The 14,063-nt window shown below is 41.3% G+C and carries 11 protein-coding genes and 1 pseudogene; 7 read left to right on the top strand and 5 right to left on the bottom strand.

The window, feature by feature from the left end; genetic code table 11:
- Nucleotides 1–72 precede the first annotated feature (72 nt).
- Nucleotides 73–1,728, bottom strand: a complete 1,656-nt coding sequence (locus V7L20_RS22115) for a B12-binding domain-containing radical SAM protein (RefSeq protein WP_334746152.1) — start codon at nt 1,726–1,728, stop codon at nt 73–75.
- 21 nt (nt 1,729–1,749) lie between these two features.
- On the bottom strand, nt 1,750–1,947 hold the full coding sequence (locus V7L20_RS22110) for a SemiSWEET transporter (protein WP_334746213.1): 198 nt from the start codon (nt 1,945–1,947) through the stop codon (nt 1,750–1,752).
- Between V7L20_RS22110 and V7L20_RS22105 the strand changes: the two genes are divergently transcribed.
- Nucleotides 1,874–2,041: a hypothetical protein gene (locus V7L20_RS22105; protein ID WP_334746221.1), complete on the top strand. Its 168-nt coding sequence runs from the start codon at nt 1,874–1,876 to the stop codon at nt 2,039–2,041. The two genes, V7L20_RS22110 and V7L20_RS22105, sit on opposite strands and share 74 nt — an antisense overlap.
- A 443-nt stretch (nt 2,042–2,484) precedes the next feature.
- Here the strand turns inward: V7L20_RS22105 and V7L20_RS22100 are convergent, their stop codons facing one another.
- Both V7L20_RS22100 and V7L20_RS22095 read right to left on the bottom strand, forming a co-directional pair.
- Complete coding sequence (locus tag V7L20_RS22100) at nt 2,485–3,027, bottom strand: DUF4334 domain-containing protein (protein WP_334746151.1); 543 nt, start codon at nt 3,025–3,027, stop codon at nt 2,485–2,487.
- A gap of 403 nt (nt 3,028–3,430) precedes the next feature.
- Nucleotides 3,431–3,613, bottom strand: a pseudogene (locus tag V7L20_RS22095) (transposase); the annotation flags it as partial.
- A gap of 122 nt (nt 3,614–3,735) precedes the next feature.
- Between V7L20_RS22095 and V7L20_RS22090 the strand changes: the two are divergent.
- Nucleotides 3,736–5,559 (top strand): tetratricopeptide repeat protein, encoded by a 1,824-nt coding sequence (locus V7L20_RS22090; RefSeq protein ID WP_334746150.1) that lies wholly within the window; start codon nt 3,736–3,738, stop codon nt 5,557–5,559.
- A gap of 75 nt (nt 5,560–5,634) precedes the next feature.
- Here V7L20_RS22090 and V7L20_RS22085 read toward each other — a convergent pair whose 3' ends face one another.
- Nucleotides 5,635–6,039 carry a hypothetical protein gene (locus V7L20_RS22085; protein WP_334746149.1) on the bottom strand — a complete coding sequence of 135 codons (405 nt, stop codon included), beginning with the start codon at nt 6,037–6,039 and terminating at the stop codon, nt 5,635–5,637.
- Nucleotides 6,040–6,244: 205 nt separating this feature from the next.
- Between V7L20_RS22085 and V7L20_RS22080 the strand changes: the two genes are divergently transcribed.
- The 5 genes from V7L20_RS22080 (at nt 6,245) to V7L20_RS22060 (ending at nt 13,979) form a co-directional block, all read left to right on the top strand.
- Entirely contained in the window at nt 6,245–6,907 is a 663-nt protein-coding gene (locus V7L20_RS22080) for a pentapeptide repeat-containing protein (protein WP_334746148.1), read from the top strand.
- Between the two features lie 499 nt (nt 6,908–7,406).
- Nucleotides 7,407–8,882, top strand: a complete 1,476-nt coding sequence (locus tag V7L20_RS22075; RefSeq protein ID WP_334746147.1) for a pentapeptide repeat-containing protein — start codon at nt 7,407–7,409, stop codon at nt 8,880–8,882.
- A gap of 112 nt (nt 8,883–8,994) precedes the next feature.
- Nucleotides 8,995–10,074 (top strand): pentapeptide repeat-containing protein, encoded by a 1,080-nt coding sequence (locus V7L20_RS22070; protein WP_334746146.1) that lies wholly within the window; start codon nt 8,995–8,997, stop codon nt 10,072–10,074.
- Nucleotides 10,075–10,791: 717 nt separating this feature from the next.
- Nucleotides 10,792–13,539 (top strand): PAS domain S-box protein, encoded by a 2,748-nt coding sequence (locus V7L20_RS22065; protein WP_334746145.1) that lies wholly within the window; start codon nt 10,792–10,794, stop codon nt 13,537–13,539.
- Nucleotides 13,536–13,979 carry a response regulator gene (locus tag V7L20_RS22060; RefSeq protein WP_334746144.1) on the top strand — a complete coding sequence of 148 codons (444 nt, stop codon included), beginning with the start codon at nt 13,536–13,538 and terminating at the stop codon, nt 13,977–13,979. Before V7L20_RS22065 ends, V7L20_RS22060 begins: the two co-directional genes overlap by 4 nt.
- Nucleotides 13,980–14,063: the final 84 nt, after the last annotated feature.

The following is a 14,063-nucleotide window of genomic DNA, read 5'->3' as shown; positions in this document are numbered from 1 at the left end:
TTCAAGGTGTTGGGGACTGGGTATTGGGGACTGGGTACTGGGTGTTGAATATTAACTTTTAATTCCTAGTCCCTAGTCCCTAGTCCCTAGTACTGGCTGTAGTTCCTTCGGGGATGGGTTGATATAAATCTGAGCATCAGCCAAATGCTTTAGTAGTGTAGACTGTGGCAGAGGCCCTTGCAAGTGGCTCCAGGGTAATACTTGTTCTGTTGACCAATCAGTGTGGACGTAGAAATCTAAATCGGGGATTTGTCCTTTAAGTTGCTTGAAAGCACGTTTGTAGCTACCCAAGGAGTCGCCAAAGTCACGAGTAAGTTGGAGGAGTTGGGACAGTCTGCGATCGCCTCTCGACAACAAAGCCTGTATAATCGACCAATTATAGCTTTCTGGGCGAAACTCTATTCCCTGTGATTTTAGCTGTTTTTGCAAAAACTGCAACCGCTTTTCGGCTTGGCGATTCACTCCAAACCATTGAAATGGTGTGTGTGCTTTGGGTACAAAGGTGCTGCATCCGTATGTTAACCGCAATCCCGGTGCAGCTTTTTTGATATTACGCATCATCGCCACGGTTTGTTCTAAATCCTCTGCTTCTTCACCAGGAATTCCTGCCATTCCGTAGAGTTTTAAGCTTTTTAATCCACCAGCTTTGGCATTTATCGCTGCTTGCATAATTTCGTCGTTATGTAGCTTTTTGTTGACGATTTGGCGGATTTTCTCGGAACCACTTTCTACTGCAATGGTAAGCGATCGCGTGTCTCGTTTCGTCAAAGTTTCTGCTAACTGAACAGTTACAGTATTGGTTCGCACTGATGCAATACTGAGACGGACATCATCGTACTTTGGCTGACTAATATAATCTAGCAAAGTCTCAAATTCTGGATGTTGAGTTACTGAAGCCCCCAATAATCCTAGCCGATTTGTAACTTCTAAACCTTTTTCAATGGCTGGAATTAATGAAGTCTCAAGACTGGCGGTTCTAAAAGGCAGTGTGAGATAACTCGCCAAACAAAAGCGGCACATTTCTGGACAACTTCTTACAACTTCCACCATGTAAATATTTTCCCATGCAGCTTTTTCGGTGACTACAGTTGATGCCGATAGCGTATTTCCTCGATAAGTTTGCTTTTGCACCACTGCGGGAATTTCTGGAGAAATTGGTTTAATTGATTTTACTGCACCATCTATTGCGTGATATTCCACCTCATATAAACTGGGAATATAAATTCCTGGGACTTGTGCAAGCCTTTTTAGTTGAGTTTGTCTAGAAGCGTTTCTCACTTCTTTGTACGCCTCAAGGAAATTTCCCAGTAGGTTTTCACCATCCCCCAGTAAAATTACATCAAAAAAATCTGCAAAAGGTTCGGGATTCGCTGTGAGAACGGGGCCACCACCAAAAATTATTGGATGAGAATCATCACGAGAAGTTGCCAGAATGGGAATTTCTAAAGATTCCAGCAAATTTAAAATATTTACATAATCCAGTTCCCAGGAAATCGAAAATCCTACAATTTCCGGTGTTCTGGGGAGTTGTTCGTGAGTATCTGTAAACAAGCGACTTACTTGCACATCATCACGCATTGCCAAGGTTGCCCATACCACCTGATAGCCGAGGCTAGTGATACCTACGCTGTATTCATTGGGAAAGCCAAAAATTATTGGGATAGCGTCGGTATCTGGGGTGACGGGGGTAAAAAGGAGGCGTTCAGAGGTAAATACAGATGATGTCACAGGTGTTTTTTAGAGGCAAGTTTATCTATATCTAATTTTAAGCCATAGAATAATGAAGTTAAAAACTAATGTCATGCCGTTAGCAAGAATAATCGGTAACGATTGTAAATATATTCCATAAACTAACCACAAAAAAACACCAATCATGAATGTAATTAACGTCACTAAAGAAACATCTTTTGCTGATTTTGTTTGCCACGTTTTAAACATCTGTGGCAAAAAAGAGATTGTGGTTATTGTGGCAGCCGCTAACCCTATAATTGTCAGAAAATCCATTTATACAAACCTACAAAATAAAACTTTGATTGCTTAAAAAATTAGAGAATGATTTGTATAATCCTGTATTAATGTCTTTTATTTTACATTTTAAGGTGAGTTAAAAAGTAGATAAAACAAAAAGGGAAGAATTAAACTCTTTTTCTTTCTCCTTTCAGCTTTATTTTAATAATTCAAACAGATGTAATTGATACTAGCAAAACCGATTAATTTTTTACGGGATAACTGCAATAGTCAAGGCGTAAACTCTTCTAGTGATAACGCTAATAAAGGTTCAATAATTGCTTGAAGCTCATTGTCTATTTCACCAAAGCGAACTTCGAGCAAGTTTTCCACCACCAAGTGTTCTCCCTGCTGAATTCCTTTAATCTTATCGCTAGTTTAATTGGGGTAAAAGTAACCAAGACGCATTTTTCTGCCATGCCTCGTCTGAAAATATTATTCAGACAAGGTTTGATAAAAAACAAATAATTAAAAGACCTAAGAACGTCGATTTAGGGCAAAAAAGAAAGGTTGAGGTAAGTTTTTCAAATCCATAATTCCTAACACAGTATTGTCATCTACTTTTCTAAAATAGTCATTAATAGGTAAATAATCATAGATCATCGTGGCACTAATTTTACCTCGATATTCCATGCTTCGGAGTCTGGCTTGACTTTTCTCTGTTTTCAGTAAGGAATTAGTCAGCATTAGCCAAGGTTTCAAAGAATTATTTTTTGGAATTGGAAACTTTAAAGTCCAGTTCATCATAGTAGCATTGGGCGCTACCTTAAAAATTCTTTCATGACTATCTAAAAATAACAAAGGGTGAACATTCTCAGGATCAACAAATTCCTTCCCATACCAATTAGACATTTCTAATAAGCCATCCATAGGGTGATCTGTATGAAGTCCAGAGCCTTGCCAACGACCGAGCATAAAGTCTAAATTCACTGGTTCAAGAGCGTCAAACAACTGTAAAGCTCTTTCTGTCGTAGTTTTACCAATTAAAAGAATTGACTCGTAGAGTTCTAATGTTTGCATTTTTTATGTTCCCGTTATTATCAATTAGATTCATCTGAAGTTTTATTATTACATTTACCTTGCCTAATTAGGGGTTAATTGTCTTTTAGGCATTTTATGTACGATTAGTTCGGAGCGTAAATCACCCCGTACCATTGATTTACAACAAATTCAGTAAATCGTAAAGTTTTTCTCAGGGGCGATCGCTAATTAAATTCTACGTACATAGATGTATAAAAATATATATCTATCAATAAAACTTATCAGATTGAAAATAGTTTCAAAAAATAAAATTATAAGAGGGTGTTTGAAAAGTTTTGAGGGGTAAAAATTTATGCCAAACATCGCACCAGAATCCGGATCATGGCAAGGTAGATAAAGTCTCCGAACGCCAATTACGAAAGTACATGTATACCGTTTGTCAATTGCGGAAGTCTCCTAGTAGGTTTTGCCCAGTACATCAAGAGTGTTAATACATAAAAAATCGCGTTGACTACTTCCCACATCTCTACAACTCTTGGATGACCACCTGTTTTGGCTACGGAATTAACGGTTCTTGCAATTCCCATTGATCTTGGGTTAGGTTGCTAGAGTATGCTTTACTCAACTTCCTACTTTTCAAACATCCTCTTAACAGGAGGCACAATAGTAACTGGAACTATTTTCAAAACATATCGTAAAGAATCCCGTTGCCTGAAAGCTAGGGAATGTCGAAATCCAAAAAAATATATGAATGCTGAAGACTTATTAAACCAAGGATTAAACCACAATTTGCAAGGGGATTATCAAGGAGCGAACGCAGCTTACACCCAAGCAATCAAACTCAATCCTAACTATGCCGAAGCTTACCATAATCGAGGGATTTTTCTAAGTGGTCAACTCAAAGATTATCGCAGTGCGATCGCAGATTTTAATCGCGCCATAGAAATCAATCCCAATTTTGCCACAGCCTATTATCACAGAGCTAATGCACGTTACTTTTTAGCCGATTACGAAGGAGCGATCGCCGATCATAACCAAGCATTACAAATCGATCCAAATCTCGCCCAATCTTACCACAGCCGGGGTAATGCTTACTTTGCCTTAGAAGACTACGACAAAGCGATCGCTGATTATATCCAAACCATCGAAACTAGTACCCAGTTAGCTGATAATATCAATATTGATATTGCCAATGCTTATCATAATCGAGGTGTAGCTTGTTTTGAGAACGGCGATTATCAAGGAGCGCTCGCTGATTTTCAGCAAGCCTTACAATGGCATCCCAATTTTGCCGCAGCTTACAGCAATCGGGGCAATATTCACCATATCTTAGGAAATTTCCCCGAAGCGATCGCTGACCACAACCGAGCATTACAATTAGATCCAAACTTGGCGGAGGCTTATCATAATCGAGGCAATGCCCACTACTCTTTAGCAGATTATCAAAGTGCGATCGCTAATTACAACCGCGCCCTAGAAATCAATCCCAAGTTTGCCGGAGCATATTACAATCGGGGTCTGATTCTTGCTCATCTTAAAAAATATCATCAAGCAATTGAGGATTTTAACCAAGCATTAAAGTTCAATCCTGATGATGTGCAAGCCTATTCTGAGCGGGGTCTGGTTCGTAGTACTCTTGAAGACTATGAGGGTGCGATCGCAGATTATGATCGAGCGTTACAAGAAAACCCGACTTTAGCTTTAGTATACGGCTTTCGGGCTAATGCTCGTCGCCGATTAGGAGACTATCAAGGTGCAATTGAAGATAGTAATCGTCTATTACAACTCAATCCTAGTTTAGCCGAAGGATATTGCGATCGCGCGGCGGCTCGTCGTTCTTTAGGAGATCATAAAGGAGCAATTAAAGATTACGATCGGGCATTACAAATTAATGATAACTTAGCCGCAGCTTATTACGGTCGCTCAATTGCCCGTGAAGCCCTGCAAGATTTACAGGGAGCAATTGATGATAACACCCAAGCAATAGAACTTGTTCCGGAATTTTCTCAAGCGTACTGCAATCGAGGAAATGCTCGTCGTCTTTTGGGGGATGAACAAGGAGCGATCGCAGATTATAATCAGGCATTAAAAATTAATCCCGATTTAATTGAAGCATATTACAACCGAGGTTCAACCCATTATGCTTTAGAAGAATATGAAAGTGCGATCGCGGATTATACCCAAGCATTACAAATAAATCCCCAATCTGCTGCATTTTACAGCGATCGCGCTAATGCTCGCTATGCCTTAGAAGATTATCAAGGGGCAATAGAAGATTATAGTCGAGCGATCGCGATCGACCCCAGCTTTGCTGAAGACTGGTACAATCGGGGTCGTAGCCGTTCTCTATTAAAAGATTTACAGGGAGCGCTTACAGACTTAAATCAAGCCTTGCTGCGTCAGCCTAATTGGGCTTCTGCTTACATCCTTCGGGCAGATGTCTATCGTAATTTAGGTAACTCTCAAAGAGCAATTGCGGATTTCCAAAAATCAGCAGACTTGTATTATCAAGAAGGAAATATCCAATATTACCAACAAATTATTGAGTTAATTGAACAACTAACTTCGTAATTTGTAATTTTTCTATTCAATTCCCTTTCTTTGGCAGATGCTGTACATAGCTTGCTTCTCTAAAGGAGTACGATACTAGTTTAAGTGCGATCGCATATTTTGCTGCACCTGATACAGACACCTAGCCGGAGTGCTGCCAATATCAATAGACAGCACATCAAAATCTACCACAAGTCTGTTAGCACAAAGAACTTTGTGATTTTCCAAGTCTAGGGCAACTACTCTGTCAATATACAACCGTGCTTGATCAAAGTTCACTAAAGGTTGCAAGTCAATATGACATTCATCATGGCTATAAAATCCGGTAATATGTCCTGGTAACATTCCAGAGTAGGCTGTATTTTCGGCTGCGGTAATCAACGTCGTCAAACGGACACCAAGTAAAGGCTTTCTCCCAAACATTTTCAGGGCAATTGCATGGTTGTGACCGCTACCAATCAGCACTAAGTCTTTAACTATAGGCTGTAATTTTTGCTGCATTTAAATATGTCGATGCTTGAGTGCAAGCATCAATCAAAATCATCATGAGCGGGGTTAATTGATAGTGAAGAATGAACAGTAATAAGTACAAGTAATTTTTTCAACCTCATTTTATCAATTAAAAATGTTGACAGTAATTATTAATGCTTTTCATGGCATAAAAAATATTTTACCTAAAAATGACAATCACCTATCAAAAATATGTATGATCATACATGCTTTTCAGGTAAAAGTTAACCAAACTCAGCATCAGTCGCCAAAAGAACGTTTAAGAATAGCAATTGAACAACTAGGGAATAAGACAATAGAAACCAGTCTAGTTGTAATTAATGATTTAGAGCAAATTGCCCAAAATTATCCACAGTACCACTGGATAATTATAGACATTCTTACTACTTTTGTACGACAAAATGCTCCTTACATGCCCCAAGAGAAAGTAACGAGCAATTTGTCAACAAAACTTCGTGTAGATATTCAAGCAGCTCTTAGCATTATCGCTAGAAGAGATGTAAACAAAGACCCAAAAAATGAGCAACTTGATTTGAGTAATACGGATATGAGAGGAGTAAATCTGAATCGGGCGAACTTAGAACAGACAAATCTTTATCAAGCTAATCTTGCTGGAGCTAACCTTACAGAAGCTAATCTCGCGGGAGCAATTCTTAGTGCAGCTAACCTAGAAGGTGCTAACTTATCTTTAGCTAACCTAGAAGGAGCAATTCTCAGTGCAGCTAGTCTAAAAGGAGCTAACCTCTCTGGAGCTAACCTATATTGTGCAAGCTTATATCTAGCTAGGCTGCATGGAGCAGTTCTCAATGATGCCATACTCGATGCGGCAAACCTCAGAGAAGCTAAATTCTCTGAGTAAAACACTAGACTGCAAAGAGAAAGTCAGCCCCTGTGGGGAAGTCAAAAGTCAACGGTTCGACTACACCCCTTGGCTACTTCGACTACGCCCCTCGGCTCCGCTCGGGCTAAACTCAGTACAAGTCCGCTCGGGCTGAACTCAGGACAAGCTCAGTACAAGTCGCTACCTCGACTTCGCCCTTCTCTACGAGAGGCTACGCCCTAAGCGTAGCTATGCCGCAGGCTTTACGACTACGCCCCTCGGCTCCGCTCGGGCTAAACTCAGTACAAGTCCGCTCGGGCTGAACTCAGGACAAGCTCGGTACAAGTCGGCACAAGTGGCTCACCGTTGACACTGAGCGGAGTGGAAGTGTCAAAAGTTAAAAGTCAAAATTCAAAATTCATTGTCATTAACTAGTTAATTGAGTGTTTTGACACCTATTATAATTTTCTGCTAAATGCTATACTATTTTTCCTAAATATCTAAGTAATAATTCTAGGTTGTAAGGAAAATCGTTCCCATGTCTTCTAAAAAGACAGACACACTTTTGAATTGGTTGATAAGTATAACAGTTATATTTGGCTTCTCATTGACTGTAATTTTTTTTATTTTGTCCAGTATTAAAGAATTATCAATTCAGGAAAAAATTCAGTATAGAAACCAAGCATTAACAACTACTGCAATAGTTTTTCTCGTATCGGCAGCAATGTTTAATACTTATTATGCCGCAAAGCGTGCCCAAGCGATGCAGAAAAATGCGATCGCAGCTGAGAAAAACTTGGAAATTGGCCTTCAAAATGCAAAAGTTAATCAAGACAGATTGATTTCAGAGCGCTTTATGGGGGCAATTGCCCAGCTTGGTCATGAAAAGGTTGAAACCCGGACAGGTGCAATTTATGCATTAGAAAGAGTTGCTCAGGATTTTTCTAAAGAACACTGGACAATCATGGAAATTCTCACTGCCTTTGTGCGAGAGAATGCACCTATTGGGCAGGTGAAGGTAGAGCAACAAAACCCGGAATATTCACCAGAAGCTTACTCAGGTAGGCATAGAGGTGGGTCGCGGCCGACACAGGATTTAGAGCAAAACCTCCATGAAGAATTTCCAACAATCCGCACGGATATTCAAGCAGCTTTAACTGTCATCGGCAGACGTAATTTACTCGAAGACCCAAAAAATCAAAAACTTGATTTACGTAATATCGACATTAGAAGGGCAGACCTACTAGGAGTTAATCTCCAACAAGCAGACTTACGTGGTTCTGACCTGAGTGGCGCTGACCTGCGGGGAGCAGACTTGAGTGAGGCTGACCTGAATAGCGCTAAACTCGTGAGGTCTAATCTCTATGAAACCAAATTACTAAAAGCTAGCCTTTGTGGAGCAAACCTCTGTTGGGCTAATCTTAACCGCACCAATCTGTGTGGGGCAAACATGCGTTCAGCTAACCTCTCTGGAGCAAGTCTGCGTGTAGCTAATTTGCAAGGAGCAAACCTGTATAAAGCTAACTTACAACAAGCTACTTTAAAAATCGCCAACCTCTCTGGGGCAAAGCTATTTTTAGCTAACTTGCAAGGAGCAAAATTAGGTAAAGCCAACTTGCAGATGACGGGTTTGATTGGTGCCAACCTCTCAGGGGCTAACTTAAATGGTGCCAACCTTTCTGGGGCTAATTTGAATGCAGCCAAACTCCACCAAACAGAAGTTTATTTTGCCAATCTCTTAGAAGCCAGTTTAACAGAAGCTGACCTTTATCAAGCAAACCTGATCGGAGCTAACCTGTATAGAGCGACATTTTATCAAGCTAACCTAACTCAGGCAAACCTGATGGGAGCTAACTTTTCAGAAGCTGACCTTAGTGATGTCAAACTGGAAGGGACAATTTTAACAGGGGCGAAAAACTTAGAGTTGCACCAGATTAGAAAAGCACTTGGCGATCGCACCACTCGTCTACCTGATTATATGGAAGCACCGACAGATTGGCGACAATCAAGTTGAGTTATCACAGCATCATTCCTTATTTAGGCGCATTCTACCAGTTTCACTTAATGCTATAGTTTTCACCAAAAGTCTCCGTAAATATTTGGGATATCAAGAAGAAACATAATTTATGTCTGATAGCAAGACAGACACACTTAAGGATTGGTTGATAATTTTATCTACTGTATTTATCGTCTTTTTAATTGCCGTTACCTTGATATTTTTATTTTCTGATTTTGCATTTTTGAATCCTAAAGGTTTGGAAACAGAGCAAAGGCTAGATTATGGAGCTAAAGCCTTAACAACTCTTGGGACGATTTTCGGTGGATTTGCAGTATTAATCAATGCTTTCTATGCAGCCAAGCGTTGGGAAGCTATGGATAAAAGTGCTGAAGCTGCAAATAAAACTGCTGAAGCTGCTTTAAAAAATGCCCAAGCAGCACAAGACAAGCAAATCACAGAACGCTTTACCAAGGCGATTGAACAGCTTGGAAATAAAAAGATTGAAACACGATTAGGGGCAATTTATACTTTAGAGCGAATCGCCAAAGATTCTAAAGACGATCACTGGACAATCATGGAAGTCCTCACAGCTTTTGTGCGAGAGAATGCGCCTGTGAAAAAAGACAAGAAAAAAGCAGAGAAGGCAAAACTGTTAATCAAGTCAGAGGAAATAGAGCGAAAACCAAAACTTAAGACGGATATTCAAGCAGCTCTTACCGTCATTGGACGGCGCAAGTCTGAGAATGACCTGGAAAATAAGAGACTGGATTTACGTAATATCGATATCAGAGGAGCAGACTTCACGGAAGCCAAGCTTAAAAAAGCATTATTCAGAGGAGCCAATCTGGAAAATGTGTTTTTAGATAAAGCAGAATTACAAGAGGCAGTCTTTATAGAAACTAATATGACAATGGCAGACCTCAGAGGAGCCAAGTTACAAGAGGCAAACTTGATGGAAGCCAAGTTACAAGGGGCAATTTTCTTGCACGCAAACCTCTACAAAGCAGAACTATCAGCAACTAGCTTGGAAGGAGCAATTTTTGCTGGAGCAAATCTCCAAGATACAAAATTCATTGGTGCTGCTCTCAAAAACGCAAACCTTCAGGGTGCCGAAAATCTAGGACAAGAGCAGATTGAATTGGCAAAAGGCGATCGCACAACAATCTTACCGGAAAATCTTCAATCACCCAAACATTGGAAAGCTTAAGTTTCACCCTTTGAACCTCAACGTTGAGCCTTTTTACTCCAACGTTGAGTCTTTTTACTCCAACGTTGAGTCTTTTTACTCCAACGTTGAGCCTTTTTACTCCAACGTTGAGCCTTTTTACTCCAACGTTGAGCCTTTTTACTCCAACGTTGAGCCTTTTTACTCCAACGTTGAGTCTTTTTACTCCAACGTTGAGTCTTTTTACTCCAACGTTGAGTCTTTTTACTCCAACGTTGAGTCTTTTTACTCCAACGTTGAGTCTTTTTACTCCAACGTTGAGCCTTTTTACTCCAACGTTGAGCCTTTTAACCTCAAACGTGAGCTTTTTTAAGATAGAACATTAGCTAGAGTAACAGCGAAACCCAGCTTACTGGTATAACTTGAGAAATATTCCTTCAGCAGGAGATAAAAATAGGACACCTGTCCTATCCTAGTCATTGCTATGAGGATAAAAAATAAGGAGATGTCTGTCCGAAAGCAGCTGGAGATTTTAGATTTAATTCGAGAGCTTCGATAACAACTCAATTTTTCTCAGAAATTCTCAGAAATAGTTTGCTGCTAAATTAAGACTTTCATTCAAAATAGTCAATCGTTGAGAAAAAGGGTATACAGTGCCTTCACGGATAACGCTAAAACTAATAGAAGAAATGTTACGGCAGATGAGTAAACCCGGCAAAAGGCTTCTAAACCAGTATTTTCCAGAAGCAGAGTAGGGTTATGACTCATGAAGTGAGGGCATCAAAACCTAAAAAAATTTTTGCTTGTAGTAGAGAGCAATTGCTGCACTATGGCATTGCTTTGCTATCTGTTGTCTTAGCACTGGGAGCAACTCTGCTGCTCAACTCATATCTCACACCAACGCCTGCGGCACTATTTTATGTTGCGGTGATGGTGAGTGCCTGGTACGGTGGCTTAGGCCCGGGGTTAGTAGCTACCGTTAGTGCTACTTTGGCAATCAACTACTTCTTTTTCAAGCTGTTCAATCCGCATAACATTACAAATCTAAGTAGATTAATACCTCTGGTTGTGTTCATACTGGCAGCAGTGTTAATCAGTTGCCTGAACGAATCACGCCGTACAGCCCAACAGAAAGCTGAGGCAAGTCTGAAGTCGCTACGCGAAAGTGAAGCAAGGTTTGGTCGCTTAACAGAGTCCAATATTATCGGGGTAATTGTGGCTGATCTCAATGGCTTAATCATTGAAGCCAATGATGCCTTTCTACAAATGCTCAATTATACACGCGAGGATTTGCGCTCTGGTAGAATTCGCTGGGGCGAGATTACTCCACCCGAATACATTGAGGTGAGTGAGCAAGCAATTGAAAAACTTAGAATTACTGGGAGTTGTAAGCCCTTTGAGCAAGAATACATCTGCAAAGATGGCTCTCAAGTTCCTGTCTTGATTGGCTTTGTCAAGCAGGGAGATAGGACAATTATTGGTTTTGTTCTTGACTTGAGCCAACGGCAAGCTGCGCTGCGCGATCGCAAACAAGCAGAAGTTTCTCAGAGCATCCTGCAAATGCTCTTAGAACACGTCCCAGAGGGAATTACGATCGCTGGCGGCCCCCCTGATTTCCGAATCATCGCTAATAGCAAACTCGCGCAAGAGCTTTTGGGCAGACCTGGTGAATCCCTCGTTGGCATGACTTCTGGCGATTACGTTCAGTCTTACGGTGTGTTTTTGGCTGATGGTGTAACGCGCCTCAACCTAAAGCAACTGCCTTTATATCGTGCTACGCGCTACGGTGAAACAATCCGCGATGAAGAGTGCATCATTGAACGTCCTGATGGAACCCGGATTACAGCCAGCGCTAATGTAGTACCAGTTCGGGATTCCCAAGGTGAGATTATTGGTGCAATCAACTGCTGGCGCGATATCACCAACCGCAAGCAAATGGAGGAGGCACTGCGGCAACGAGAAACAGAACTTCGCTTAATTACAGATACGTTGCCAGTTCTGATTTCTTTTGTAGATTCAGAACAACGTTACCGCTTCAACAACCGAGCATATCAAGAGTGGTTTGGGTATTCGCCGACAGAAATCTATGGAAAGCATCTTTGGGAAATTTTAGGTGAATCCGCGTATCAAGTAGTTCGTCCTTATGTGGAACAAGTACTGGCAGGAGAGCAAGTCACTTTTGAAAGTCAAGTTCCTTATCAAGATGGTGGCACACGTTATATTCATGCTGTCTACGTTCCCCAGTTTAATCAAGAGGGAACGGTTGAAGGTTATGCGGCGTTAATTACTAACATCAGCGAGCAGCAAGCTGCGCTACGCGAACAGCAAGCTGCGTTACGCCAACGCAATCAGGCAGAAGCTGCGCTACGTGACAGCGAGGAGCAATACCGAATTTTAACAGAAGTGTCGCCGCAGGCTATTTGGATGGGCGATAGCCATAATGGTATTACTTATTGCAATCAATACTGGTTTGACTACAGTGGACTGACAATGGAGCAGACTGCTGGGTATGGCTGGATTGATATCATTCACCCCGATGACCGTGATCACATTTTTAAAACTTCGATGGAGGCTGTTGCTAACGCTACAAACTACGAAACAGAAATTCGCTTTCGTCGAGTTTCTGATGGTAGCTATCGTTGGCATATTGTGCGGGGTTTGCCATTTCGAGATGCAGCCGGACAGATTATCAAGTGGGTAGGCATCGCCAGCGACATTCACGATCGCAAAGTTGTTGAAGCCGCCCTGCAACAACTCAACGAAATGCTAGAGCAACGGATTCAAGAGCGCACAGCCCAACTCGAAGCCGCGAACAAGGAACTTGAATCATTCTCCTATTCAGTCTCTCACGACTTGCGATCGCCGCTTCGTCACATCGCCGGATTTATAGAATTGCTTCAGAAACGGCATAGCTCAACAAGTACATTAGATGAAGTAAGTCAACGTTATTTAAAAATAATTGCAGAAACTAGCAAACAGGCAGGAATACTAATAGATGAGTTGCTCACATTTTCTCGCATGGGGCGCACGGAGATGCGTTACATCAACATTAATATGGAGCAACTAGTGGAAGAAATAAAACGCGATTTGCAAATCCAAATCCCAGGACACACAATCAATTGGCATATAGAGTCACTGCCAGAAGTGCAAGGTGACCCCTCGATGCTGCGCCTTGTGCTTCGCAACCTCATAGACAATGCCGTAAAATATTCCCAGACTCGAAACCCAACAGAAATTACTGTTGGCAGTACTGACAATGAAAACGAAGTTGTCTTTTTTGTACAAGATAACGGCGTAGGCTTTAATATGCAATATGTACACAAGCTATTCGGAGTATTTCAACGCCTGCATAGCGACCCAAAATTTGAAGGCACTGGTGTTGGATTGGCAAACGTACAACGCATTATTCATCGGCATAATGGTCGAGTCTGGGCAGAGTCTGTAGTTGATAGTGGAGCCACCTTCTATTTCTCACTACCTAAGTTGTCGAAGAAGGAGGGCGAATGAAAGAACTTAAGCGAATTCTGCTGATAGAAGATAGTGCCAACGATGCAGAATTAATATTGGCCGCCTTATCGGAAAATCATCTCGCCAACGAAGTAGTAGTATTGCGTGATGGAGAGGAAGCACTAGATTATCTCTATCGCCGGGGACTGTTTCGGTTGCGGATGGAAGGGCATCCGGTTGTGGTACTGCTCGATTTAAAACTACCTAAAATCGATGGATTAGAAGTGCTGACAGAACTAAAATCTGATCCAATAATGCGAGTGATTCCAGTCGTAGTTTTAACATCTTCGCGTGAGGAACCAGACTTAGTTCGATGCTATGAGTTAGGCGTTAATGCATACGTCGTCAAGCCTCTTGATTACCATGAGTTTGCCGATGCTATCAAGGGTGTGGGACTGTTTTGGGCAGTCATTAATCAGCCCCCTGTTGGGCAGGGCTAATTCATTGTGATGAGAGAAAATTAGGGTAACCAGAAGTTAGCATACACAAAATTTTTTAGCGACTGATTTGATTTGTCCACTTTC

Source organism: Nostoc sp., assembly GCF_036916735.1.
Lineage (GTDB): Bacteria > Cyanobacteriota > Cyanobacteriia > Cyanobacteriales > Nostocaceae > Nostoc.
The sequence above is the reverse complement of the archived record's forward strand: the minus strand, read 5'-3'. Positions and strand labels throughout refer to the sequence as shown.

Coding starts and splice junctions, on each gene's coding strand:
- V7L20_RS22105 (WP_334746221.1), top strand. CDS start 1,874: ATGAATGTAATTAACGTCACTAAAGAAACATCTTTTGCTGATTTTGTT.
- V7L20_RS22100 (WP_334746151.1), bottom strand. CDS start 3,027: ATGCAAACATTAGAACTCTACGAGTCAATTCTTTTAATTGGTAAAACT.
- V7L20_RS22090 (WP_334746150.1), top strand. CDS start 3,736: ATGAATGCTGAAGACTTATTAAACCAAGGATTAAACCACAATTTGCAA.
- V7L20_RS22085 (WP_334746149.1), bottom strand. CDS start 6,039: ATGCAGCAAAAATTACAGCCTATAGTTAAAGACTTAGTGCTGATTGGT.
- V7L20_RS22080 (WP_334746148.1), top strand. CDS start 6,245: ATGATCATACATGCTTTTCAGGTAAAAGTTAACCAAACTCAGCATCAG.
- V7L20_RS22075 (WP_334746147.1), top strand. CDS start 7,407: ATGTCTTCTAAAAAGACAGACACACTTTTGAATTGGTTGATAAGTATA.
- V7L20_RS22070 (WP_334746146.1), top strand. CDS start 8,995: ATGTCTGATAGCAAGACAGACACACTTAAGGATTGGTTGATAATTTTA.
- V7L20_RS22065 (WP_334746145.1), top strand. CDS start 10,792: ATGACTCATGAAGTGAGGGCATCAAAACCTAAAAAAATTTTTGCTTGT.
- V7L20_RS22060 (WP_334746144.1), top strand. CDS start 13,536: ATGAAAGAACTTAAGCGAATTCTGCTGATAGAAGATAGTGCCAACGAT.